The 23,907-nt window shown below is 65.0% G+C and carries 21 protein-coding genes and 2 pseudogenes; 12 read left to right on the forward strand and 11 right to left on the reverse strand.

Annotated elements, in window-relative coordinates; genetic code table 11:
* Positions 1-6 precede the first annotated feature (6 nt).
* Together N551_RS0122585 and ccoS are read left to right on the forward strand one after the other, a co-directional pair.
* The gene (locus N551_RS0122585; RefSeq protein WP_027568805.1) at positions 7-2,199 is read left to right on the forward strand and encodes a cation-translocating P-type ATPase; all 2,193 of its coding nucleotides are present in this window, start codon (positions 7-9) and stop codon (positions 2,197-2,199) included.
* Positions 2,199-2,366 (forward strand): cbb3-type cytochrome oxidase assembly protein CcoS, encoded by a 168-nt coding sequence (ccoS, locus tag N551_RS0122590; RefSeq protein WP_027568806.1) that lies wholly within the window; start codon positions 2,199-2,201, stop codon positions 2,364-2,366. The genes N551_RS0122585 and ccoS overlap by 1 nt, the downstream gene beginning before the upstream one ends.
* Here ccoS and N551_RS0122595 read toward each other — a convergent pair.
* Both N551_RS0122595 and N551_RS0122600 read right to left on the reverse strand, forming a co-directional pair.
* Complete coding sequence (locus tag N551_RS0122595; protein ID WP_027568807.1) at positions 2,363-3,565, reverse strand: MFS transporter; 1,203 nt, start codon at positions 3,563-3,565, stop codon at positions 2,363-2,365. The two genes, ccoS and N551_RS0122595, sit on opposite strands and share 4 nt — an antisense overlap.
* A 100-nt stretch (positions 3,566-3,665) precedes the next feature.
* Positions 3,666-4,148, reverse strand: coding sequence for a cupin domain-containing protein (locus N551_RS0122600; RefSeq protein WP_027568808.1), 483 nt, complete (start codon positions 4,146-4,148; stop codon positions 3,666-3,668).
* A gap of 242 nt (positions 4,149-4,390) precedes the next feature.
* On the opposite strand from N551_RS0122600, the gene N551_RS0122605 reads away from it, so the two are divergent.
* Together N551_RS0122605 and N551_RS36170 are read left to right on the forward strand one after the other, a co-directional pair.
* Entirely contained in the window at positions 4,391-4,675 is a 285-nt protein-coding gene (locus N551_RS0122605; RefSeq protein WP_027568809.1) for a hypothetical protein, read from the forward strand.
* A gap of 80 nt (positions 4,676-4,755) precedes the next feature.
* Positions 4,756-5,473 (forward strand): annotated as a pseudogene (locus N551_RS36170) (peroxiredoxin-like family protein).
* Positions 5,474-5,497: 24 nt separating this feature from the next.
* Here the strand turns inward: N551_RS36170 and N551_RS0122615 are convergent.
* A complete protein-coding gene (locus tag N551_RS0122615) occupies positions 5,498-6,385 on the reverse strand; it encodes a LysR family transcriptional regulator (RefSeq protein ID WP_027568810.1) in 888 nt (295 codons plus the stop codon).
* A 172-nt stretch (positions 6,386-6,557) separates the two neighbouring features.
* Here N551_RS0122615 and N551_RS36175 point away from each other — a divergent pair.
* From N551_RS36175 to N551_RS0122630, 3 genes and pseudogenes are all read left to right on the forward strand, one after another.
* Positions 6,558-7,380, forward strand: a pseudogene (locus tag N551_RS36175) (3-hydroxybutyrate dehydrogenase).
* 70 nt (positions 7,381-7,450) lie between these two features.
* Positions 7,451-8,593 carry a patatin-like phospholipase family protein gene (locus tag N551_RS0122625; protein WP_027568811.1) on the forward strand — a complete coding sequence of 381 codons (1,143 nt, stop codon included), beginning with the start codon at positions 7,451-7,453 and terminating at the stop codon, positions 8,591-8,593.
* A gap of 85 nt (positions 8,594-8,678) precedes the next feature.
* The gene (locus N551_RS0122630; RefSeq protein ID WP_027568812.1) at positions 8,679-9,629 is read left to right on the forward strand and encodes an oxygenase MpaB family protein; all 951 of its coding nucleotides are present in this window, start codon (positions 8,679-8,681) and stop codon (positions 9,627-9,629) included.
* 127 nt (positions 9,630-9,756) lie between these two features.
* Here N551_RS0122630 and glgA read toward each other — a convergent pair whose 3' ends face one another.
* Positions 9,757-11,172 carry a glycogen synthase GlgA gene (glgA, locus tag N551_RS0122635; protein WP_035961758.1) on the reverse strand — a complete coding sequence of 472 codons (1,416 nt, stop codon included), beginning with the start codon at positions 11,170-11,172 and terminating at the stop codon, positions 9,757-9,759.
* Between the two features lie 191 nt (positions 11,173-11,363).
* Here glgA and N551_RS0122640 point away from each other — a divergent pair, with 191 nt between their 5' ends.
* From N551_RS0122640 to N551_RS0122650, 3 genes are all read left to right on the forward strand, one after another.
* Positions 11,364-12,560: a CaiB/BaiF CoA-transferase family protein gene (locus N551_RS0122640; protein ID WP_027568814.1), complete on the forward strand. Its 1,197-nt coding sequence runs from the start codon at positions 11,364-11,366 to the stop codon at positions 12,558-12,560.
* 160 nt (positions 12,561-12,720) lie between these two features.
* The gene (locus tag N551_RS0122645) at positions 12,721-13,788 is read left to right on the forward strand and encodes an alcohol dehydrogenase (protein WP_027568815.1); all 1,068 of its coding nucleotides are present in this window, start codon (positions 12,721-12,723) and stop codon (positions 13,786-13,788) included.
* A 133-nt stretch (positions 13,789-13,921) separates the two neighbouring features.
* Positions 13,922-15,001, forward strand: a complete 1,080-nt coding sequence (locus tag N551_RS0122650; protein WP_027568816.1) for an isocitrate/isopropylmalate dehydrogenase family protein — start codon at positions 13,922-13,924, stop codon at positions 14,999-15,001.
* A 33-nt stretch (positions 15,002-15,034) separates the two neighbouring features.
* Here N551_RS0122650 and N551_RS0122655 read toward each other — a convergent pair whose 3' ends face one another.
* The 5 genes from N551_RS0122655 to N551_RS0122675 all read right to left on the reverse strand — a co-directional run bounded on the left by N551_RS0122655 (position 15,035) and on the right by N551_RS0122675 (position 19,567).
* Positions 15,035-15,319: a hypothetical protein gene (locus N551_RS0122655; RefSeq protein ID WP_027568817.1), complete on the reverse strand. Its 285-nt coding sequence runs from the start codon at positions 15,317-15,319 to the stop codon at positions 15,035-15,037.
* Positions 15,320-15,463: 144 nt separating this feature from the next.
* Positions 15,464-16,285, reverse strand: a complete 822-nt coding sequence (locus tag N551_RS0122660; RefSeq protein ID WP_027568818.1) for an enoyl-CoA hydratase — start codon at positions 16,283-16,285, stop codon at positions 15,464-15,466.
* Between the two features lie 111 nt (positions 16,286-16,396).
* The gene (locus N551_RS0122665) at positions 16,397-17,746 is read right to left on the reverse strand and encodes a murein L,D-transpeptidase (protein ID WP_027568819.1); all 1,350 of its coding nucleotides are present in this window, start codon (positions 17,744-17,746) and stop codon (positions 16,397-16,399) included.
* A gap of 373 nt (positions 17,747-18,119) precedes the next feature.
* Positions 18,120-18,491, reverse strand: coding sequence for a helix-turn-helix domain-containing protein (locus N551_RS0122670; RefSeq protein WP_026233304.1), 372 nt, complete (start codon positions 18,489-18,491; stop codon positions 18,120-18,122).
* 29 nt (positions 18,492-18,520) lie between these two features.
* Positions 18,521-19,567 carry a LysR family transcriptional regulator gene (locus tag N551_RS0122675; protein WP_027568820.1) on the reverse strand — a complete coding sequence of 349 codons (1,047 nt, stop codon included), beginning with the start codon at positions 19,565-19,567 and terminating at the stop codon, positions 18,521-18,523.
* Between the two features lie 500 nt (positions 19,568-20,067).
* Here N551_RS0122675 and N551_RS0122680 point away from each other — a divergent pair, with 500 nt between their 5' ends.
* Both N551_RS0122680 and N551_RS0122685 read left to right on the forward strand, forming a co-directional pair.
* On the forward strand, positions 20,068-20,334 hold the full coding sequence (locus N551_RS0122680; RefSeq protein ID WP_027568821.1) for a hypothetical protein: 267 nt from the start codon (positions 20,068-20,070) through the stop codon (positions 20,332-20,334).
* Positions 20,335-20,540: 206 nt separating this feature from the next.
* Positions 20,541-21,272, forward strand: a complete 732-nt coding sequence (locus N551_RS0122685) for a cytochrome c biogenesis CcdA family protein (protein ID WP_081747935.1) — start codon at positions 20,541-20,543, stop codon at positions 21,270-21,272.
* Here the strand turns inward: N551_RS0122685 and N551_RS0122690 are convergent.
* Entirely contained in the window at positions 21,269-22,405 is a 1,137-nt protein-coding gene (locus N551_RS0122690; protein ID WP_027568823.1) for a mandelate racemase/muconate lactonizing enzyme family protein, read from the reverse strand. The genes N551_RS0122685 and N551_RS0122690 overlap by 4 nt on opposite strands.
* Before the next feature lie 13 nt (positions 22,406-22,418).
* A complete protein-coding gene (locus N551_RS0122695) occupies positions 22,419-23,876 on the reverse strand; it encodes a sensor histidine kinase (protein ID WP_035961760.1) in 1,458 nt (485 codons plus the stop codon).
* Positions 23,877-23,907: the final 31 nt, after the last annotated feature.

A 23,907-nucleotide genomic window follows, 5' to 3' on the forward strand; every position in this document is an offset into this window, starting at 1 on the left:
CTTGCCATGCACGTCTCGCGGGACTTTTCGCATTACGTCCGGACTGCGGCCGAGGGCGTCCAGCACATCGACCTCGCGGTCGAGGGCGTTCACTGCGCCGGCTGCATGGCCAAGATCGAGCGCGGTCTGTCCGCGATTCCCGACGTCACGCTGGCACGCGTGAACCTCACCGACCGGCGCGTTGCACTGGAATGGAAGGCGGGCACGCTCGATCCGGCCCGCTTCATCGACCGCCTCGAAGAGCTCGGCTATAAGGCCTATCCTTACGAAACCGAGAGCACGGAGGCGAGCGAGGTCGCGGAATCGCGCTTCCTGCTGCGCTGCCTCGGCGTCGCCGCGTTCGCCACCATGAACGTGATGATGCTGTCGATCCCGGTGTGGTCCGGCAATGTCTCGGACATGCTGCCGGAGCAGCGCGATTTCTTCCACTGGCTGTCGGCGCTGATCGCACTGCCGGCGGCGGCCTATGCCGGCCAGCCGTTCTTCCGCTCGGCCTGGCGCGCGCTGTCGGCCAGGACCACGAACATGGACGTTCCGATCTCGATCGGCGTGACGCTGGCGCTCGGCATGTCCGTGGTCGAGACTATCAACCACTCCGAGCACGCCTATTTCGACGCGGCGATCATGCTGCTCACTTTCCTCCTGGTCGGTCGCTTCCTCGACCAGAACATGCGCCGGCGGACCCGCGCGGTCGCGGGCAATCTCGCCGCGCTCAAGGCGGAGACCGCGGCCAAGTTCGTCGGGCCTGACGAGATATCTCAAGTGCCGGTGGCCGCGATCTATCCCGGCGACATCGTGCTGCTGCGCCCCGGCGAGCGCTGCGCGGTCGACGGCACCGTGATCGAGGGCCGTTCCGAGATCGACCAGAGCCTGATCACCGGCGAGACGCTCTATGTCACCGCCGAACAGGGCACGCCGGTCTATGCGGGATCGATGAACATCTCAGGGACCTTGCGGGTGCGGGTCTCCGCGGCCTCGGAGGCGACGCTGCTTGCCGAGATCACGCGGCTCCTCGACAATGCGCTGCAGGCGCGCTCGCGCTACATGCGGCTCGCCGACCGCGCCTCGCGTCTCTACGCGCCGGTGGTGCATGCCACCGCGCTCGTCACCATCCTCGGCTGGGTCATCGCGGGCGCCGGCTGGCATGATGCGATCGTGACCGGCGTCGCGGTGCTGATCATTACCTGTCCCTGCGCGCTCGGGCTCGCCATTCCAACGGTGCAGACGGTGGCTTCGGGCGCGATGTTCAAGGCGGGTGTGCTGCTGAATTCCGGCGATGCCATCGAGCGTCTCGCGGAAGCCGATCACGTCATTTTCGACAAGACCGGCACGCTGACGCTGCCCGATCTCGAAGTGATGAATGCGGCCGATATCCCCGCTGATATCCTCGAGCTTGCCGGGCGGCTCGCGCTGTCGAGCCATCATCCGGTCGCGGCCGCGGTCGCGCAGGCCTCCGACGCCAGATCGCCGATCGTCGGCGCGGTCGAGGAGGCCGGCCAGGGCGTGCGCGCTGTGGTCGATGGCATCGAGATTCGCCTCGGCCGTCCGTCCTTCTGCGGCGCCGAGACGCTGGTCTCCGACGTGACAAATCTCGATCCCGAAGCCTCCGTCGTGGCGTTCAGCAAGAGCAGCGAAAAATTCATCCTCTCCGTGCGCCAGGGCCTCCGTCCCGATGCGCAGGCTGTGATCGCGGCGCTGAAGGCGCGCAATATCGGCATCGAGATTCTCTCCGGCGACCGTGAACCGGCGGTGATCGCGGCGGCCCATGCGCTGGGCATCTCGGAATGGCGGGCCGGTGTGACCCCGGCCGACAAGATCGCGCGGATCGAGGTCTTGAAGCAGCGGGGCATGAAGGTCCTGATGGTCGGCGACGGCATGAACGATGCGCCGTCGCTGGCGGCAGCGCACGTCTCGATGTCGCCGATCTCGGCCGCGCATTTGAGCCAGGCGACCGCCGATCTCGTCTTCCTCGGCCGACCGCTGGCCCCGGTCGTCGCCGCCATCGACGCGTCGCGCAAGGCGCTGCACCTGATGCGGCAGAATCTCTGGCTTGCGATCGGCTACAATGTCCTCGCGGTGCCGGTCGCGATCAGCGGCGTCGTGACGCCCCTGATCGCGGCTGCCGCCATGAGCGGATCGTCGATCCTGGTGATGCTGAATTCGCTGCGTGCGCGCGGCGCCTCGCGGGAGATCGTGTGATGGAGATCCTCGTCATCCTGGTGCCGCTGGCGCTGATGCTCGGTCTCGCCGGTCTCGTCGCCTTCCTCTGGTCGCTCCGGAGCGGCCAGTACGACGATCTCGACGGCGCCGCATGGCGCGCCATCGCCGACGACGAGCCGCCGCAGGAGGTGCCGGTCAAGCGCTAGCGCTTCAAGGCGAGCGTCAGCAGGGCAGCCGCAGCAAGGGCAGCGCCGACACCCGCGACGCACGCCTGCCAGCCGAACCCGTCGAACAGCCGGCCGAGCACGGCCGTCCCGACCAGGCCGCCGCAGAAGTAGCAGGCAAGATAGGTCCCGCTGGCGATGCCGCGGCTGTCGGTCGCCGTCTGTCCTACGAATCCTGTCGCAGCCGCTTGCGCGAAGAAGGTGCCGACGCCGACCAGAACCATGCCGGTGACGACTTCGCCCAGATGCGGCGCCAGCAGCAGCGGCAGGCCCAGCCCGGCGACGGCCAGCGAACCCCAGATCGTCGGCCGCGCTCCCAGCCGCGTGGCCACCTTGCCGGCCAGCAAGGTCGTGACGACCGACGGCAGGAAGACGAAATAGACAAGGCCCAGGTCCATCATGCCGAGCGAGAGCGGCGGCTGGACCAGCACAAAATTCACGAAGGTGAAGGTGCCGATGAAGGCGAACAGGATGCAAAATCCAATGCCGAAGGCCGCGCGCAACTGCGGATTGCGCCAGTGCGCGATCGTGGCGGAGTGGGGAGATCCCGCAGGCATCATCGCATGCATCGGCCGCACGCGCCCGATGGTGAAATAGACCAGCACTGCGCCGCCCAGATTGAGGGCTGCGAAGAAATAAAAATTCCAGGCGAGGCCCAAGCCGTCGGCGACCGCCGCCGAGATCAGCCGGCCGACCAGGTTGCTGGCGACATTGCCGGTGATGTAGGCGGCAAAGGCGCCGCCGGCATCCGTCGTGCTGCATTGTTCGCCGAGATAGGCGAGGGTGAGCGCGAAGGCCGATGCCATGCACAGGCCCTGCGCGATCCGCAAAGCGGTGAAAACCGCGAGATTTGGCGCGGTCGCCAGCAGGCTGGTGGGGACTGCCAGCAGCGCGAGGCTGAGCAGGATGCCGGTCTGCCGGTTGATGCGCGGGCTGAAGAAGCCGACGACGAGGCTGGCTATCGCCATGCCGAAGGTGCTGGCATTGACGGCAAAGCCCATCGCCGCAGGTGTGACGCCGTAATGGCGCGTCAGCGAAGGCAGGATCGCCTGCGTCGCGAACAGATCGACGACGGTGAGGAAGGCGGTGAGGCCGATGACTAGGGAGCGAAGCGCGAGACCTGGCGAATGCGCGTCCATCGTCATCGCGGTCGGTTTGATCGGCGCGGAAAGATCGGTCATGGCAGGCCTCCCTTGTGATGAATGTGGCGCCCGCATGTGGGGCAGCATGGGGATCACGGGCGCCACATTCCGTCACGCGGGCGCTGGGGTCGCGCACCCGTTACATGTTGTGGTCGTGCGGGTCCTTGCGGACGTCGCCGACATAGAGAATGACCATTTCCTTGCCGAGGTTCTTCCACCAGTGCGAGGTGCCGGACACCTCGGGGCGGATGTCGCCGGCCTTGTGCACGATCGGATCAACGCAGTTGGAAGCGTGTTCGACGATCTCGCCTTGCTGCACGAAGATCAGGGCGGGGCGGTCGTCATGGCTGTGCCAGGGCACGATGCCGCCGGGCTCGATGGTCAGCTTGCGGAAGCGCAGCTCGCGGCCCTCGATGTGTGCCGGCTGCTTGCCGAGGTCGATGGCGCCGAGCGTGACGTCGGTGACGCCGACCGGCTTGTAGTCGACCATCTGCTGCGCGTTCGGCTTGATCTTGTCGGCCGGGCATTCACCGGCGGAGACCGGCTGCGCCGAGAGTGTCAATACGCCGAGGATGGCAAGGCCGGGCCAGACCGCGCGCAACAATGTGGGATGCCTGAACATCGGGATGTCTCCTGTGTTGGCCGCAACCGCAATGGTCGTCGGCTATGTCGGGACTTTCGTCGAGAGGGCGCTCGGTCTGAAATGCTCTTTCGCTCTCGCTGCGATAGACCGGCGCTATCGGGCCCGATACGCGCTCGCTATCGAACCGATTGGGGATCGGCATTTCCGCTTCCCGAGCGCTTGGCGTTCGATGGCGGGGCGCCCGATTGGCGGGCGTTCACGTCAATCCGGAGGAGCATCTCATGACGAAATTATCCAAGACCTTGATTGCCACGGCTGCGTTCGCGGTCATCGCCACATCGGCCTTCTCGGAGGCCGCATGGGATTTCAAAGCCGGCATGGCCTACATGTATGGCGGACCCGGCAAGATGTCGGCGATGGCTATGGCCCCGGCGGAGAAGAACCACGAGGCCATGATGAAGAGCGCCAAGAAGGTCCCCGACAACACCGTCTTTTTCATGAACAACGGATCGCTGTATTCCACCTCGGGGCGGCTGGATCCGACCGGCAATTTCTACGTCAACTGATCGCGCGCGCATGACAGCCGCCCCTTGCGGGCGGCCGGATCGGGCACCTAATATTCGTCCCCTGAACGCTGGAGCGCAAGATGACCTCTCTCTCGCCGGCCGATGCCGAGCGGCTCAAACTCGCCTTCCAGCGCTGCCGTGACATGGATGGCACGCTGAACGAGCAACTCCGCGCCTATGCCAACGCCAGCCGCGACGTGTTCCCGGCCTATGGCGAGGCAGTCGATCGTCTGGTGACCAGATTGAATGGAGGCGGCGGCGGCGACACCGCCCCGCGTCCGGGCGACGCAATGCCGTCGTTCATGTTGCCTGACGAGAGCGGGCGTCTCGTCGCGCTGTCCTCACTGCTCGAGAGCGGCCCAGTCGCCGTGATGTTTTTCCGCGGCCATTGGTGCCCCTATTGCCGGCTCAATGTCCGCGCGGTGGTCCCGGGCGCTTGATAGCATCGAGTCCATGGGTGCGCGGATTGTCGCGATCATGCCGGAGACGCAGGAATACACCCAGCAGCTCAAGGCGGAAGCTGGTGCCCCATTTCCGATCCTGACCGACCTCGACAACGGTTATGCGTTGTCGCTCAGTCTCGCGATCTGGCTCGGTGCCGAGATCCAGCACCTGTTGTCCTATCAGGACATGGCGAAATTCCACGGCAATGATGGCTGGATGCTGCCGATCCCGGCCGTGTTTGTCGTTGGTCGCGACGGTCTCGTGAAAGCCCGCTTCGTCGATCCGGATTTCCGCAAGCGCATGGAGATCGATGATCTGCTTGAAGCGTTGGAAGGCGCGAGCAGGGAGGCCTAAAAGAGTGAGGAGCGAGCGTGGCTGCTACCCCGCAATCTCCCGCCAATCCGCACCGCGCAACATGCGCATAACGGCATTGGCCACCGCCGTGCGCTGCCGGCCGGCCACCCCGTAGAGGCTGACGGTGCGACGGGCGTCCAGCCCGGCCACCGCAGCGCGCGTCAGCGTCTCCGGAACGGGCGAGGTGTGCGGCAGCATGGCGACGCCGATGTCGGCCTTGACCAGCTCGATCAGGTCGCGCTCGTTCGAGATTTCGTGACCCTGCTCGACCGCGATGCCGTGCTCGCGCAGGCTCGCCGAGATACGGGCGGAATGCTCGCAAAATGTCCGGCTCAGCAGCTGCTCCGCGCGCAGATCGTCCAGTGCGATGCTGCCGCGGCCGGCCAGGCGGTGCCCGTCGCTGACCACGAGCTCGAAGCTCTCGGTGAATAGCGGCCAGACATCGAGCCGCTCCCAGGCCTCGTCGATGTCCGCGGCAATCCCTAACTCGGCCTCGCCCTTCTTCAGGAACTCGGCCACTTCACGACTCGAGCCGCGCAGGAAGCGGAATTCGAGCCGGTTGAACTGCCGCTTGATCTGGTTGAGATGCGGAATGAGGAGCGACAGGTCGATCGAATGCGTCAGCGCGACGCGGAGCGCGCCGATCTCGCCGCTCCGGAACGAGGAGGCCAGCGATCGGGCGCCGGTGGCCGCTTCGAAACACTGCTTCAGCAGAGGATGCATGCGCTGTCCGAGCTCGGTCAATTGCGCTGCGGGCCGTTCGCGGCGAAACAGATCGCCGCCGAGCTCGGCCTCGAGCTGCTTGATCGCGCGTGTCAGCGAAGGCTGCGTCACGTTGCATTCTTCGGCGGCGCGCGTGAAGTTCAAGAGCTGCGCCACCGCGAGGAAATAGCGGACCTGGTGCATTTCCATGGATCGGCTCTCCAGCAAGACCTGGCGGAAGCTAGCCGATCGGGGCGGAGAATGACATCCCGGCCGCAATAGCGCACGGGCATGGTTTCGGAAGCCAACGGGCATTTCCGTCAAACCAGGCGATCCCTCAGAGTCGGCTCAACATCAGTCATCGTGTCGGAGCATTTTGCCAATGAATATGTCCGTGAAGCCGCAGACGTCCGCCGCCCGGGCGCTCGCGGACAAGGTTGCCCTCGTCACGGGGCTCAACCAGTGGCATCGGCCTCGGTATCGCGCGGGCACTTGCCGCGGCCGGCGCCGACATCGTGCTGAACGGCCTTGGTGTGGCGGCCGAGCTCGACCGGACGCGCGAGCAGATCGCGGCGGAGTTCGGCGTGAAGGCAAGCTTTTCGCCGGCCGACATGACGAGGCCGAATTCGATCGCCGAGATGATCGCGGCGACGGTCGCGCAGGCCGGCCGGCTGGATATCCTGATCAACAATGCCGGCATCCAGCACGTCGCGCCGCTGGAGCAGTTTCCGGTCGAGAAATGGGACCAGATCCTCGCGATCAATCTGTCGTCGGCCTTCCACACCACGCGGCTCGCGCTGCCCGCAATGCGACAGAACGGGTTCGGCCGGATCATCAACATCGCCTCCACGCATGGTCTCGTCGGCTCGCCGTTCAAGGCGGCCTACGTCGCGGCCAAGCACGGCATCGTCGGGCTCACCAAGGTGACCGCGCTGGAGACCGCAGAAGAGGGCATCACCTGCAACGCGATCTGTCCCGGCTATGTCTATACGCCGCTGGTCGAGGCGCAGATCGATGGACAGGCCAAGGCGCACGGGATCTCGCGCGACCAGGTGATCCGCGACGTGCTGCTGGCGCAACAGCCCAACAAGCGCTTTGCTACGGTCGAGGAGCTCGGCGCGCTCGCGGTATTCCTCTCGACTGACGCGGCGGCTTCGATCACCGGCGTCGCGCTGCCGGTCGACGGCGGCTGGACCGCGCATTAACATGAGCCGGCGTAACAAGTGGCGGCCGGCAGCGAATCTCGGAGCAGTGCAGGCTGATCAGGAGCGAACCATGAACGGCACGCAGAGTAACATCCAGCGCAAGGACCTGCCCGGGCAGGTCGTCCTCGTGCTTCCAGGCGGCGGTGCGTTAGGCTCCTACCAGGCGGGCGTCTATCAGGCGCTGCACGAGGCCGGTATCGAGCCGGACTGGATCATCGGCACCTCGATCGGTGCCATCAATGCCAGCCTTATTGCGGGTAATGCGCCGGAGCACCGGCTCGCGCGCCTGCGAGAGTTCTGGAAGCGGATGGAGCAGAAGCCGGTCTGGGACTCGGGCACCACATTTCCCGGCTTCAACGAGAAGCTGGCCTATTGGTCGGCCGTGACCCACGGCATTCCTGGGTTCTTCCGACCCAATCCGCTGGCGCATGCCGGGGATGCCTATCCGCTGGGCGCCGACCATGCCGGCTTCTATTCCACTGCGCCTCTGGAGAAGACGCTGCGCGAGCTGGTCGATTTCGATCTGGCCAACCGCTGCGCGCCGCGGCTGACGGTCGGCGCGGCTCACGTCGGCACCAGCCAGATGCGCTATTTCGACAGCCGCGACGGTGTGCTGACGGTGAAGCATGTCATGGCTTCAGGCGCATTGCCGCCGGCATTCCCGGCAGTGCGGATCGATGGCGAACTCTATTGGGACGGAGGCATCCTCTCGAATACGCCGACGGAGGCGGTGTTCGACGACAATCCGCGCAAGAATTCGCTGATCTTCTTCGTGCATCTGTGGAATCCCGTCGGCGCCGAGCCGACCACGATGGCGGAGGTGCTGAACCGGCACAAGGATGTGATGTATTCGAGTCGGATCGCGAGCCAGATCGAACGCCAGCAGCAGGCCCATCGCCTGCGCCACGTCATCAACCAGCTTGCGGAACGCCTGCCTGAGAGCGAACGCGGCGATGCCGCGGTGAGGGAGCTGATGAGCTACGGCTGTCCGACCCGTATGCATGTCGTGCGGCTGCTGGCGCCGCAACTAGATCGCGAGACCCACACCAAGGATATCGACTTCAGCTCGTCGGGGATCACGCGGCGCTGGCATGCCGGCTATGCCCACACGAGGTCGGTGCTCGCGCGAAAACCGTGGATCGGCGAATTCGATCCACTTGCCGGCGTGGTGCTGCACGAGCATATGGACGAGATGCCGATGGCGGCGGAGTAGAACCGCAAGAGATCGTCCGCCATCATCGAAATGCCACAGGCCTTGCGGATCGTCGCTCTTTGTCCGCAGCTGAAAGGGCATGCAAGTGGTGTCGGGAAGCGATCTGGAACTGGCGCTCGATCACGTCCGCGCGGATATGGCGGGACCGATTGCCGGCGTGTTCGGTCCTGACACGGTGACCTGGCGGATCGACCGCGAAGCCGTGATTTTTCTCGGTGCCGGTCGTGCGTTGTTGCTGCAGCTGGCGCATCCCTGGGTCGCCGCCGCCATCGCCGAGCATTCGAAAACCTTGGCCGATCCGATCGGACGATTTCACCGCACCTTCGACACCGTCTTTGCCATGGTGTTCGGCTCGCTTGACCGCGCGCTGTCATCATCGCGGCAACTGCACCGGCGCCACAGCATGATCGTCGGCGAGATGCCGGAGACCGTCGGTCCGTTCGCGGCAGGCTCGCGCTACTGTGCCAACGACATCCCGTCGCTGCGCTGGGTTCATGCCACGCGGGTCGAGACCGCGCTGATGGCGCATGATCTGGTTTTGCCACCGCTCTCGGTAGATGAGCGCGAGCGCTACTGGGCCGAGAGCCGGTTGTTCGGTGCCTTGTTCGGGTTGACGGCGCACGACCTACCCGCGGACTGGTCGGGCTTTGTGGCCTACACCGTGGCGATGGCGCAGTCGGACACGCTGACCGTCAGCCCGGCCGCGCGCGAAATCGCCACACAAATCTTCAGCGGCTCCCGTCCGTGGTTGCGGCCACCGCGATGGTATCGCTCGCTCACGGCGAGCCTGCTGCCGGAACGCCTGCGTGTGGGGTTTGGGTTCGAGCTTGACGAACGCGACAAGAGGGCAGCCGAGAATGCGCTCCGCTGGACCAGGCGCGTCTATCCGAAATTGCCGGATCGCTTGCGCTATGTCGGTCCCTACCAGGAAGCGCAAGCGCGGCTGCGCGGCGAGCCGCAGCCCGACTGGATGACGCGGTGCCTCAACCGTGCCTGGATCGGCCGCCCGCAGATGGATATGCGCGGGAGGGGGTGAAGTCCTCCGCCGTTGCCACAAACCACCGTCATTACGAGGAGCTCTTGCGACGAAGCAATCCAGGCTGCTGCCACGGAAACAGTCTGGATTGCTTCGCTACGCTCGCAATGACGAGGAAACGCAGGCCTCACACCGACGCCAGCTTCCGGTACAGCGCGTTGTAGCTGCCGGCCGGGATGCTCCAGGAGAACGAGCGTCCCATCGCACTGCGACGCATGGTGTCGAGCTGGTCTTGCGCCATGAAGGCGGAGAAGGCGCGGCGGACGCCGCCGAGGAAGGATTCGTGCGAGGGTTTTGAGAACAGGAAGCCGGTTTCGCCGTCGGTAATGGTCTCGGCGAGGCCGCCGGTCTGGTGACCGATCGGCAGCGAGCCGAAGCGCTGGGCGTACATCTGGCTGAGCCCGCAGGGCTCGAAGCGTGACGGCATCAAGGTGAAGTCGCTACCGGCGAAGATGCGGCGCGCCTGGGCCTCGTTGAAGCCGATCACGACCCCGATCGCGTCGGGGCGCCGGCGATGCGCGTCGATCAGCGCCTGCTCGAGCGCCGGCTCGCCGGAGCCGGTGACCACGATCTGCCCGCCGGCATCGACGATCTCATCGGCCGCCGCCAGCACGAGGTCGATGCCCTTCTGGTGCACCAGCCGGGCGACGATGCCGAACATCGGGCCGCGCGACACCGCAAGCCCGAACTGCTTGCGCACATAATCCGCATTGGCCTTCTTGCCGACCCAGTCGCCGGCGCCGAACTGCTGGGCAAGCTGGGCGCAGGAACGCGGGTCCCAGCTCTCGTCGATCCCGTTGAGGATGCCGGTGAGCTCGGCCGCGTCGGAGCGGACTCGAAGCAGGCCTTCGAGACCGCAGCCGAATTCATCCGTGGTGATCTCCCGCGCGTAGGTGCCGCTGACGGTGGTGAGATGCGATGCGTAGACCAGCCCGGCCTTGAGGAAGGAGAGCTGGTCGTAGAACTCGACGCCGTCGATGTGGAAGGAGCTCTCCGGTGCGCCGATCCGCCGCAGCGAGTCCTTCGGGAAGAGGCCCTGATAGGCGAGGTTGTGGATGGTCAGGATCGACGGCAGCTTGGAGCCGCGCCACGCGAGGTAGGCCGGCACGAGCGAGGCCTGCCAGTCATTGGCATGGATCAGGTCGGCTGCCCAATCCTTGTCCAGCGTGCCCATCGCGAGCTCAGCGGCGGCCGAGGCAAAGCGCGCGAAACGGATGTCGTTGTCGGGCCAGTCGCGCCCGGACTCGTCGCCATAGGGGTTGCCGGGCCGGTCGTAGAGTTGCGAGCATAACAGCACATAGACCGGCAGGCCGTCCTTGGTCGCGGCGCGGCCGAGCGAGCAGGCCGGCATCTCCGCAAAAGGCGGACAGCGGCCAACGATCTGAATATGCGTGAGTTGTTCGATGATGTCGCGATAGCCGGGCAACATGACCCGGATGTCAGCGAAAGGACGGAGGGCTCGGGGGAGTGCAGCGGAAACGGCTCCAAGTCCGCCGACGCGGACAAAGTCGTCCATCTCTGTCGTAACGAACAAGACCCTCAAGAACTGCTGCCCTCTGCCGGAGCCCGATTGCTGCTATGCAAGAACGGGTCCAGTTGCCCCGGAATTCCCAAAGCCGCCCGCCAGACGCGTTCGGTAAAGACTTTCCTACTCAGCCGCCGCCCTTTAGGGTCGGCGCACGAACAACAGAGAACTTCGATAAGTTCCTAACTGACCCGAGGACGCAAGCAGGCATGCAGCTATCAGATAAGCATGAGGGGACGACGACAAAGGCCTTCGCCGGCCTCCGGGTCCTGGATTTTTCGACCACCATTGCCGGTCCCCATTGTGCGCGGATGCTCGCCGACATGGGCGCCGAGGTCATCAAGATCGAGACCGACGGCGGCGAGACGATGCGAACCCGGCCGCCGCTGCGCAAGGGCTGCAGCACCGTGTTCGGCCAGCTCAATGTCGGGAAGAAGAGCGTCGTGCTCGACCTCAAGTCCGAAGAGGGCAACGAGGCGGTCCGCCGGCTGGCCGCGACGGCCGACATCCTGGTCGAGAATTTTCGCCCCGGCGTGATGCACCGGCTGCGGCTCGACTATGACAGAATGCGCGCCGTCAACCCGAAGCTGATCTACTGCTCGATCTCCGGCTACGGCCAGAGCGGCCCGTCGGCCGAGCTGCCGGCCTACGCGCCGGTGATCCATGCGGCATCCGGCTACGACATGGCGCATCTCGCCTACCAGCCCGGCCGCAGCCGCCCGGATTATTGCGGCATCTACCATGCCGACGTCGTCACCGGCACCTACGGGTTCGGCGCGATTGCGTCGGCGCTCTACCAGCGCACCCTGACTGGGCTCGGCCAGCACATCGACGTCTCCATGCTGGAATCGATGCTGACGCTGACATTGATCGAGTTGCAGAACTCGCAGTTCACCGTGAAGCCGCCGCCGCGCCCGATGTTCGGGCCGACCGAGACGGCGAGCGGTTATGTCATGATCACGGTGGCCAGCGAGAAGACGTTTCAGGGACTGATGGGCGTGATCGGCCGCCCCGAGTGGATCTCCGATCCGCGCTTCTCCACCTACGCCGCGCGTCGGGACCATTGGGCCGACTTGATGGACGGTGTCGAGGCCTGGTCGCGGCAGCTCTCGACCGATGTCTGTCTTGTCGCGCTAGGTGCGGCCGGCGTGCCGGCCTCGGCCTACCGCACTGTGTCCGAAGCACTGGCCGATCCGCAGCTCGCGCATCGTCAGGCGCTCTCGTCCGTGGAGGACGAAGGCGGTTCGTTCCAGGTCCTCAATCTGCCGTTCCGGATGACCGGTGCCGACACGACACCGGGCAAGACGATGGCCGTGCTTGGCGAGCACACCGACCGGCTGCGCGCGGAGATCGGGCTCACCGACGGTGGACCAACTCCGTTAGCCAAAACAGCTGCGCAAACCTGACGGCAAGGTTGACGGACAGCTTCGTGCAGCGAGCAATGCGGCGTTGCGCGTGGCCGGCTTGCCATCATCCGTCGGCCTCAACTAGACAGGTCCGAGTTTGTCTCGTCCTGCCGCCCATGCCATGGTGGCGACGACAAGAAAAGTATCCGGGAGGACGCCAATGAAAAGTTTCAAGGTCGCCGATTTCAAGGCGCCGCTGCAGGAGTTCGACGAGGCGACGCCGCAGCCGTCGGGCACGCAGGTGTTGATCAAGGTGAAGGCCGCCGGCGTCTGCCATAGCGACCTCCACATCTGGGAAGGCGGCTACGATCTCGGCCACGGTCGCAAGCCGCTGTCGCTGAAGGATCGCGGCATCAATTTGCCGCTGACCATGGGACACGAGACAGTCGGCGAGGTCCTCGCCTTCGGCCCGGACGTGAAGTCGTCGGATCAGGGCGACGTGAAGATCGGCGATGTCGGGCTGGTCTATCCCTGGATCGGTTGCGGCAAATGCGCGACCTGTCTCGCCGGCGACGAGAACATGTGCCTGACGCCGCGCTCGCTCGGCGTCTATTGCGACGGTGGTTATTCCGACCACATGCTGGTGCCGCATCCGCGCTATTTGCTCAATCTGAGAGGCCTCGATCCCGCGTCGGCCGCACCCTACGCCTGCTCGGGCGTCACGACCTACAGCGCGCTGAAGAAGCTCGAGCAGCACTTCGACACGCCGATCGTGATGTTCGGTGCCGGCGGACTTGGCCTGATGGCGCTGTCGCTGCTGAAGGCGATGGGCGGCAAGGGCGCCATCATGGTCGACATCGACGCGAAGAAACGCGAAGCCGCGGAGCAAGCCGGCGCGCTCGCGACCGTCGATCCCAAGGCGCCCGACGCGCTGGAGCAGCTTGCCAAGAAAGCCGGTGGCCCCATCCGCGCGGTGCTCGATCTGGTCGGCAACGCCGCCACCACGCAACTCGGCTTCGACTGCCTGACCAAGGGCGGCAAGCTCGTCATCGTCGGCCTATTCGGCGGCGGGGCGACCTGGGCGCTGCCGCTGATTCCGATCAAGGCGGTGACGATCCAGGGCAGCTATGTCGGCAATTTGCGCGAGACGCAGGAGCTGCTCGATCTCGTGCGAGCGAAGAACATAGCGCCGATCCCGGTGACGCGGCAGCCGCTCGCCAAGGCCAACGACGCGCTGGTGCAGTTGCAGCAGGGCGCGGTGGTCGGCCGCACGGTGCTGACGCCGTAACGAACGCTCTATCCTCCGTCATTGCGAGGAGCGAAGCGACGAAGCAATCCAGAGTGTCTCCGCAGATGCAGTTCTGGATTGCTTCGCTTCGCTCGCAATGACGACTTGGCTCGCTCTTTCCCGAGGCTTCCCCATGTCCGCAAATAACGCCTTCCACATTGCCGTGCTCGCCGGTGACGGCATCGGTCCCGAAGTCATGGCGCCGGCCATCGAAGTCCTGCGCAAGATCGAGACGAAATCCGGCCTGAGCTTCCGCTTCACCGAGGGGCCGGCGGGCGCCAATCATTATCTCGCCACCGGCAAATCGATGCCCGATACCACGATCAAGCTGTGCGAGGAGGCGGACGCGATCCTGCTCGGCGCCTGCGGCCTGCCGTCGGTGCGCTACCCTGACAACACCGAGATCGCGCCGCAGATCGAGCTGCGCTTCATCTTCGATCTCTATGCCGGTGTGCGCCCGGCGCGGCTCATTCCGGGCGTGCCGAGCCCGATCGTCGGCGCCGACCAGCGCGGCATCGATCTCGTCGTGATCAGGGAGTCCACCGAAGGCCTGTTCGCCTCGATGGGCAAGGGCGTCGTCACCCATGAGGAGGCGCGCGAGACCATGGTGATCACGCGCAAGACGTCCGAACGCCTGTTCGAGTTCTCGTTTCGCCTCGCCGAGCGGCGCAAGGCGCGCGGCAAGCCCGGCGCGCTGGCCTGCGTCGACAAGGCGAACGTGTTCAAGGCCTTTGCGTTCTTCCGCGGCATCTTCGACGAGATCGCCAAGCGTCATCCGGAGGTGAAGACCGACAGGCTCTATGTCGATGCCTGCTCGGCGATGCTGGTGAAGCGTCCTTGGGATTTCGACGTGATGGTGATGGAGAACATGTTCGGAGACATCGTCTCCGACATCACCGCGAGCCTGATCGGCGGTCTCGGCATGGCGCCGTCGGCCGACATCGGCGACAAATATGCCGTATTCCAGCCGTGCCACGGCACCGCGCCCGACATCATGGGGCAGGGCAAGGCCAATCCCACCGGGATGATCTTGTCGGCTGCAATGATGCTGGACTGGCTCGCCGACAAGCACGGTGTCGAGGGCGCGGCCGAGGCCGGCGAGCAGATCGAGCGCGCTGTGGACAAGGTCTACGCCGCCGGCCTCAAGCCGATGGAGTTCGGCGGCAGCAACGGCACCGCCGACATTACGAAGGCGGTGCTCGCGGCGCTGTAGTCAAGGAAGAGGGGCCTCGCGGCCCCTCGCAGTTCACCAGCGACGCCAGTGGCGGTGGCCGCCCCAGCCCCACGGACGCGGACCGTAGAAGCGTCGCGGACCGCCGTAAAAGCCGTAGGCCCCATAATAGTTCGGACGCCAGAAGCAGCGACCCCACGGGTTACACACCCAGCGCACCCGATCGACGTTGGCTGCCGGGCCGCTCGCGATACGGTCGGCCTGCGGAATGCCGTTCGGCATCGCTGCGAGCGCCTGTCCCGATATGAGCGCTGCGCCGCCCAGGGCAGCCAGACCGACAACAGCTAATTTGAGTTTCATCGCAATCTCCCTCGTTTGATGGCGAGAGAACTTCCAGCAAATCAGCTGGTTGCTATGGTGTTGCAGGGGCGTCGGAATTTAATCTTCCTGAATGCATGTTCACGTTACCTGCTGTCGTTGCTGCGCTTCGTGGCAATAACGGAATCACCGTCCTTGGAACTGCGGCTTGCGCTTCTCCATGAAGGCCTGACGGCCCTCGCGAAAATCCGCGCTGTCCATGCAGGCCGTGCCGGCCGCCCTGATCGCGTCCATGTCGCGCCCGCTTTCGTCCTTCAGCACCTGAGCAATGGTGAGCTTGGCGGCCTTGATCGCGAGCGGCGCATTTTGCGAGATCGTCTCGGCGATGCCCATGGTCTCGCCCCAGAGCTGATCCTCCGGAACCACGCGCTCGACCAACCCGATGCGCAGTGCTTCCGACGCATCGATGCGCATGCCCGTATACATCAGGAGTCGGGCCCAGGACGGTCCGACCAGCGACACCAGGTGCTTCAGGCCGTCGTAGCCATAGGCAATGCCGAGCTTCGCCGCGGGAATGCCGAACTGGCTGTCATGGGAGGCGATGCGGATGTCGGCAAGCATCGCCACCTGCATGCCGCCGCCAAGACAAAAGCCCTGGATGCAGGCAATGGTCGGCTTGGGATAATCGGCAAGCAGCGCGCGCTGGGCGGCGCTGCGCTTGCCATATTCCTCGGAAGCGGCGGCGTTATGGCGCTTCTTCTCGAACTGGCTGATGTCGGCGCCCGATACGAAGGCCTTGCCGCCGCCGCCGCGCAGGATCACGACGCGCACGACAGCGTCGTCGCGCAAGGCTGTCAGTGCCTCGCCAAATCCCTCCCACATCTCCAGCGACATCGCGTTGCGCTTGTCGGGATTGTTGAAGGTGATCACGCCGACGCCACCGGCTGTGTGCTTGAGGATCTTGCCATCGGCGTAGGGAATTTCGGTCGTGCTGGACATGTCGGACATCGCGCTCATTTTCGTTGGCGAGGCGCAATGTTCGTCCGGGGCGAGGCCAGGGTCAACCGCGGCAACGGACGTGGCTTTGCAGCCGCCTGTGCCGCGATTGCATGGCGCGATCTATCTCGTCATGTGCGCGGTCAGCGGGTGGCTGCCGGCGTTGCTGAAGAAGGCCGCCTCTTCGGCGGTCGCCTCCAGCAGCTGCTCGTCCTGGTGATAGACGTCGTTGCGGAACTGGACGGTCTGGTCCTTGGTCATCCACGCCGTGAGATAGATCCAGGCCACCGGTACCTTCTTCACCATGGCGACGTCGAGATGCTGGCCGCTGGCGATTTCCGCGTCGATCGCGGCGCGGCTCCATTTCGGCTGGTCCTTCAAGAGCCAGGCGGCGAGATCGCGCACATTGTCGACGCGCGAGCAGCCATGGGAATCGAAGCGGTAATCATCGCTGAACAGATTGCGCTGGTTGGTGTCGTGCATGTAGACCGAATAGGAATTCGGCATGTCGATCTTGACCGCGCCGAGCGCGTTGAACGTGCCGTTGTGCTGGCGCACGGTGAAGTTCGGCGTATGCGTGCCCGACCAGTCGACCGAATTCGGGTCGATCGGATTGTCGTGCGCGTCGAGCACTTCCATGTGCATGCGCGACAGATAGGTGGGATCCTTGCGCATATGCGCGGAGATCTCGGTCTTGGCGATCGAGGAGGGCACCGTCCAGGTCGGATTGAGGACGACGCTGCTGATCTGGGCCGTCAGCGTCGGCGAGGGCTTTTCGGTCTTGCCGACGATCACGCGATAACGCCTTACCACGACGTCGTTCTCGACCGCTTCGGCGAAGGCGGCGGGGATGTTGACGACGACATAGCGCTGGCCGAAGCCGAAATTCATGTTCTCGAGCCGCTGCAGCGAAGCCTCCAGCTGCCGGATGCGATTCTGCACCGGCACGTTCATCGCCGCAATCGTGCGCGGCGTCATCGTTCCGGTCGGCGCGAGGCCGTGGCGGGCCTGGAAGCGTTTCACGGCGTCGGCGAGATCCTGGTCGAAGGCGCCGCTCGCCTTGTCGGCGGCAAGATCGCCGGAGACGATCAGCCGCTTCCGCAGGATATCGTCGTTGGCGCCTTGGGCGCCGGGCGCGAATTTGGCGTCTGCCGGGATCGCCGGCCAGCCGCCGCGCACGGCAAGATCGGAATAGCTCAGCGCCGCATCCTTGATGCGCTGGGCGGAGCCCTCGTCATAGGTCGGCTCGTGCGTCAGCGCGAGCGCCGCGGCCGAGCGGCTCTCTGCCGTCGAAGCGGACGCTGGCGCGGCAGTTTTCGGTGCGGCTGCGTGGGCCGGATTGGCGGTGGCCGGCACCGTGCCAGCCGCAGTCGCAGGCTTGGGCCCGGCCTGTCCAATCGTCTCGGTCTGAGCAAGCGCAGAGGCGCTCGCAAGCATGCCGACGGCAATGATCATCGCATGGCGTTTCGACATGTGTCCCATCTTCCCATGAGAGCGAGGCCCGGGCGGGCGCTCGCATCGGCAATTCCCCGGTTCGTCGTGCTGATTCGAGAAATCGGCGGGAGGCTAGCGCCTCCCGGTTGCGGCTCCCTTAAGCACGGCGCATCACGAGCCCGGCACGTCGGACGGCGGTCTCTGGATTGGGTCGCGACAGGGCAGGAATGGGTTCGCGAAAACCGCGGGCGACGGCGGGAAAAAATGGTCAACAAAAAGGGGCGGTCATGCCGCCCCGAGAAGTCCGCGCAAGCGCGGGCCGGATATATCTCGTCCGGGTCTCGTTCAATCCAGCCGCGCCCCGTGACGCGGCGGATTGAACATCGGGCGGAAGGCGCGAACGCCGATCGGCTCAGGCTTCGTTCGCTGCGATCGATTCCATCAGCGAGACGAGCTGACGCTGCACCGTCTGGTCCTTGATCTTGCTGTAGGCGCGCAGCAGGCGGAGGCTGAAGGCCGAGTCCAGGAAGAGCAGGCTCTCGACTTCGCGCGCCTTGTTGTCGCCGTCATAGAAGAAGGTCACGGGCACATCGAGGGCGGTGGCGATCTGCTGAAGCCGGGCCGCGCCGACGCGATTGACGCCCTTCTCGTACTTCTGGACCTGCTGGAAACTGACGCCGAGCTTCTCGCCGAGCTCGGCCTGCGAGACCTTCATCTCGACGCGTCGCAGACGGATTCGCTTGCCCAGCTCAATGTCCGGCTTGCCGGCACTGCGCTGCTTCATTCTCTTCGCCGCTGTCTTCATCTTTTTTCTCATCGGTCTTCGGTTGAAAACCCCCCGAAGAGCTGGGTCAGGGGTTCGCCCATATACTCGTCCTTGAATTCATGCGGGTGCACGAACTCTTCCTTAAACCACGGGAAACGCGCCGGATTGAAGGCTTCGATCAGCCAGTCAATCATGTGCCGCACGCGCGGAATCCGGCCGCTACCAGGATGGTAGGACAACCAGATATCCAGCGATCTGTTCAGCTCGACTTCCAGTGGAATCAACTTCCCGCCAAGCGCCACGGCGTAGCTCGGGAATACGCCGATTCCGGCGCCATTCGCGACCGCCCAGTAATTGGCGCTCGAGACGTTGGTCTTCATGACCAGAAGGTCACGCTCCGGAACGCCGGGGAAGAAGCTCTCGAAAGTTTGCTTGGCATCGAGCTGGTCGGCGAACTGCAGCACCAGGCGGTGCTTGATCAACTCCATCGCCGAACGCGGCGCGCCATGTTTCGAAATGTATTTCTCGGAGGCCCAGAACATCAGATGCATGCGGCCGAGCCGCACCAGCTTGACGTCGAGCGCCGCAGGCCGCGACAAGTGAATGGCGACGTCGGCCTCGTGGCGAGAGACGTCGGCCGAACGCATCGCGCAATGCAGGTCGACCAGGATCTTCGGATACGCCTGCTGGAATTCGACCAGTCGCGGGGCGAGCCAGAATGTGCCAAGTCCCTCGGTAATGGCGACGCGGACCTCGCCGGCCAGGGCGTTCGTCGTCGAATCGCTGGTGCGCAGCACGTCGAACGCGGCCGCCTCCATTTGCTCGACGGCGGAGACCACCAGCGCGCCTTCGTCGGTCAGGCGGGTGCCGTGGACGTCGCGGGTGAACAGGGTGGTGCCGGTCTGGCGTTCGAAATCATCGATCCGACGGCGGACGGCGTTGATCGACAGTGACAGGCGCTCAGCCGCCGAGCGGAAACTTCCGCATCGGACGACTTCCAGGAAAATGCGCGCCGCATCCCAGTCCGACAGGCCGCTGATGTTTGTCTTTGGGCGTTCCTCCAGAGGAACGCCCCTTTCCGCCAAGGAGTGCATACAAGTCCCTTCGGGTCGCTAAACTGGCAGAATCTGGCGCAAACCACAACCACGGCGGGTTGGGGAACGACGAGTTTTGAACGTCATCCTTACTACGCCGCAGGTGGTATTCAGGTGCTGCCAGGGCGGGAACAAGGGCTGGGAATCGGGCAAACCATTCGCCCGTATGAGGGGTGTGGCGTGAGTTCCGTTGTGGGCCGTGACATGGCTGCGGGATCGTCGGCGCTGTCCGCAATGAATGTCCTTGCGCAAGAGCCGGTGCCGCCTTCCGCGATGGATCAATTGCAGCACGCCAGGCGTTTTAAGATCGAGCGTTTTGCGACTGAGCGAGTCGACGCTGGCCGGCGCGAAGCAGTACTCGCCGGAACCGCGGTTTCATGGCAGCAACACACTGAAATCATATTCGGGGGCGCAGCGGCCTCGTGTTATCCTCGACGCTCCATGGGGGCCAAAGAGGTCGTCACAACCACTCACAGGCCGAATTAGCGGGAAGAACGCCGGTGTCGCATTCACACGAACAGTTGCAGTCGGTGCTGGAAACGCTCGAAGAGTGCCGCAGGGTGCTCAACGAGAGCAACAGCCGCGAGTCGGCCGAGCTGCTGTCCATTGTCATCCTGGACGTGCGGATGAAACTCAAAGGAATTGACAGTGCCGACCTCAAGGCACTGTGCGACGAAATGCTGCGGACCGCGACCAACGAACCGCAGCCCCCCTCCAAGCAGACGCAGGACCAGCCCCGGCGTCCGCTGCTCCGCGTGGTGAAGTAGCCGCGCCGCCAAGTCTCGCTTTTTGGCGAGATTTGTGCGTGTCCCGATGCCGCATCTGTGATCACAGACGGCATCGGGAGGAGCCCTGGTTTTGTGCGCCTCTGTTGCGCATTCGCTGGCATCGGCTACACCAGAGCCGGTTCGGCTCCGGGCCGCGCGCACTCCCCGCGCGCCGCGCCGGCGCCTGAGATGGCTTCGACTGCATCATGCAAAATGTTTCGATCCCGGCGGCGCTGATTGCCGGCCTCGTCAGCTTCCTCTCCCCTTGCGTCCTGCCGCTGGTCCCGCCCTACCTGATCTATCTGACGGGCGCGACGATCGAGCATGTCGAAAGCAACGAGCCCGCATCAGTCTCCAAACGCGCGATCATGATGTCGGCGCTCCTGTTCGTGCTCGGCTTCTCCACCGTGTTCGTGGCGCTCGGCGCCAGTGCCTCGCTGATCGGCGGGCTGATCCGCGCCTGGTCGGCCGAACTCTCGATCCTCGCCGGCATCGTCATCATCGTCATGGGCCTGCATTTCCTCGGCCTGACGCGCATCGGCCTGTTGATGCGCGAGGGACGCTTGACCGCGCCCAAGCCCGTCGGCCTCTGGGGTGCTTATGTGATGGGGCTCGCCTTTGCCTTTGGCTGGACGCCCTGCATCGGCCCGATCCTTGCCGCGATCCTCTCGGTCGCCGCGGCCGAGGCGACGGTCACGAAGGGCGCCGGCCTGCTCGCGGTCTATTCGGCCGGTCTCGGCATTCCCTTCCTGATCGCCGCCCTGATGATCGAGCAGTTTTCCACCCTGTTCGCGCGCATGAAGGGCCATCTCGTCAATGTCGAGCGCGCCATGGGCGTCCTGATGGTGATCACCGGCGTCGGCTTCCTCACCGGCGCGGTGTCGAATGTGAGCATCTGGCTGCTTGAGACGTTCCCGGCGTTGCAGACGATCGGTTAGGCCTCCGCCGCAAAGCGCGCCAGCGCCTCGCGGTCGATGTCGATACCGAGGCCTGGACCATCTGGCACCTGCACGATGCCGTTCTTGTGCTCGATCGGTTGTTTGAGGACCGCCTGCCGGATCGGATGCTCGGTGCGGTCGAACTCAAGCATCGGTTCGAGCGGAGCCAGCGAGGTCGGCGTGTGCGACGGCAGCACGGCGAGGAGCTGAAGCGAGGCGGCGATCGCTATCCCGGTGCCCCAGACGTGCGGATTGTAGCGGATGCCGAACGCCTCGCTCATGTCGGCGATCTTCTTGCATTCGGAAAGACCACCTGCCGCGCAGGTGTCGGGCTGGGCGATGTCGAGCGCATGCGAGACGAACAGCTCACGGAAGCCGAAGCGCGTGAATTCGCACTCGCCGCCGGCGACCGGAATTGTGAGCGCGGATTTCACCGCGCGATAGCCCGCGATGTCCTCCGGCGGCACCGGCTCCTCGAACCATCCGATGTCATGGCGCTCGATCAGGCGGCCGAGCCGGATCGCCGCGACCGCGTCATAGGCGTGGTTCGCATCGATCATCAGCGCGACATCGGGGCCGATCGCCTCGCGCACCGCGCGGGTGACTGCGGCATCCTCCGCGATGCCGAAACCGACCTTCAGCTTCACGGCGCGGAATCCTTCGGCGGCATAACCCGCCGCTTCCTCCGCCAGATAGGTCAGCGGATCGCCTGACTTGCGCCGGTAAAGACCGGTCGCATAGGCTGGAAGCTGCTTGCGCGCGGCGCCGCCGAGAAGCTGATGCACGGGTACGCCAAAATGCTTGCCCTTGATGTCCCATAGCGCGATGTCGATGCCGCTCATCCCCTGGATCACGACGCCCTTCTGGCCGTGATCGCGCAAGCGCGCGTAGACCATCTGCCACAGCACGTCGGTACCCAACGGATCCTCGCCGATCAGCCACGGAGCGATACTCTGCACCACCGCCGCCGTGATGCGCGCCGGGCCGTAGCATTCACCCCATCCGACAAGACCATTGTCGGTCTCGATCTCGACCAGCATTGCGGTGCGCGTGTCGTACCAGGCGCGCGAATAGGCAAAGGGCTGCGACAGCTTTGCTTCGAGAATGTGCGTGCGAACCCTAGTGATCTTCATTGCCGGCCTCCGTTCATCGCGCCTCGTCCAGCGCGCAAATCACCGTGCAGATCACGCCCCGGGGCAGGAAGTCGACGGTGGCCTCGCCGCCGAGCTGGTCGCGCGCACTGCGCTCGATCAGGCGCGAGCCGAAGCCGCGCTGCACCGGCGCCGTCACCGGCGGTCCGCCGCTCTCGGTCCAGATCAGGCGCAGCCGCGGCTTCGGCGCCTCGGCAAGGACCTCCCACTCCAGCGCCACCCGTCCGGTCTCGTTGGACAGCGCGCCGTACTTTGCGGCGTTGGTGGCGATCTCGTGCACGATCATCGACAGCACCACGGCGAGCCGCGGCGACAGCGGCACCGCGGGTCCGGCCATGCGGATGCGCTCCGGATTATTCAGCAGGAACGGCTGGAGCGCGCGGGTGATCACGTCCCGCAGCTCGGAGCCCGCCCATTTCTCCTGGCTCAGCAAATTATGCGCCTCGGCCAGCGCGCCGAGCCGGCCCTCGAATTTTGCCCGCTCGTCCCGGCTGGCGCTGCGGAAGGTCTGCACCGCGATCGCCTGCATCAACGCGAGCGTGTTCTTGACGCGATGGTTGAGCTCGTCGATCAGGAGATCGTGCAGCATCTCGCCGCGCGCGATCGTGGTTGCCATCCTGACCGCGAAGGTCAGGCCGGTCAGCAGCAGGATGCCGCCGATAAAACTGGTGATCGCGATGTTGCGCCAGAGCGGAGCGATCAGCGAGCTCTCGGCGACGCCGGCCACGATGGTCCAGCCGGTCAGCCGTGACCTCGTATAGACGGTGGACAACGCAACACCGTCGAGCGAAACCGTCGAGAGTGCGGCTTCCGGCGTGCGCAACATACTTTCGTACAGCGTGCCGGTAGCCCGCTTGCCGAAGATCTCCGTAGGGTTCGGCGTGCGCGCGAACACGATGGCCTTGGTGTCGAGCAGGGAGACCGTCCAATCCCGGTCGGGCCGTTGCTTTTCGACCAGGTCCTGAAAGATGCTGACCGGCGGGCTGAAGCAGAGGTCGTAGATCACTTCGCCGTCGCGGAGCACCGGAACCTCGACCGTAAGCACCTGCCGGCCGTTGATCGCGCCGGTGAACAGGTCGGAATATTGCGGCGATCTGGTCGCAAACACCTTTTCGATGATCTCCAGGTGGCCGCGTGACAGCAGGCTTGCGGTGTCCTCCGTCGCCGAGGAGAACAGCAGTCGGCCCTTGCGATCAGAGATCAGCACCAGACCGCCCTTGCCATACTGATCGACGAAGCCGAGGGCGATGCGGCGAAAATTCTGGAAGTCGTCGTCGCGCAGCGAATTCGTCAGCGCAAGCACTTGCAGGCCGCCGGTCATCCGCTGCACCTCGGAGTCCAGCACGAGGCGCATGCTGCGCACGTTCTCCAGCACGCGGCGGGTCGCGTCGTTGCGGTCCTGCTTGTAATTGTAGACGGCAATACCGACCGCGAAGACGATCAGCGGCAACATCGTTCCCGTGACCAGAAGAGCGAGCCGGACC

Source organism: Bradyrhizobium sp. URHA0013, assembly GCF_000518345.1.
Taxonomy (GTDB): Bacteria; Pseudomonadota; Alphaproteobacteria; order Rhizobiales; family Xanthobacteraceae; genus Bradyrhizobium.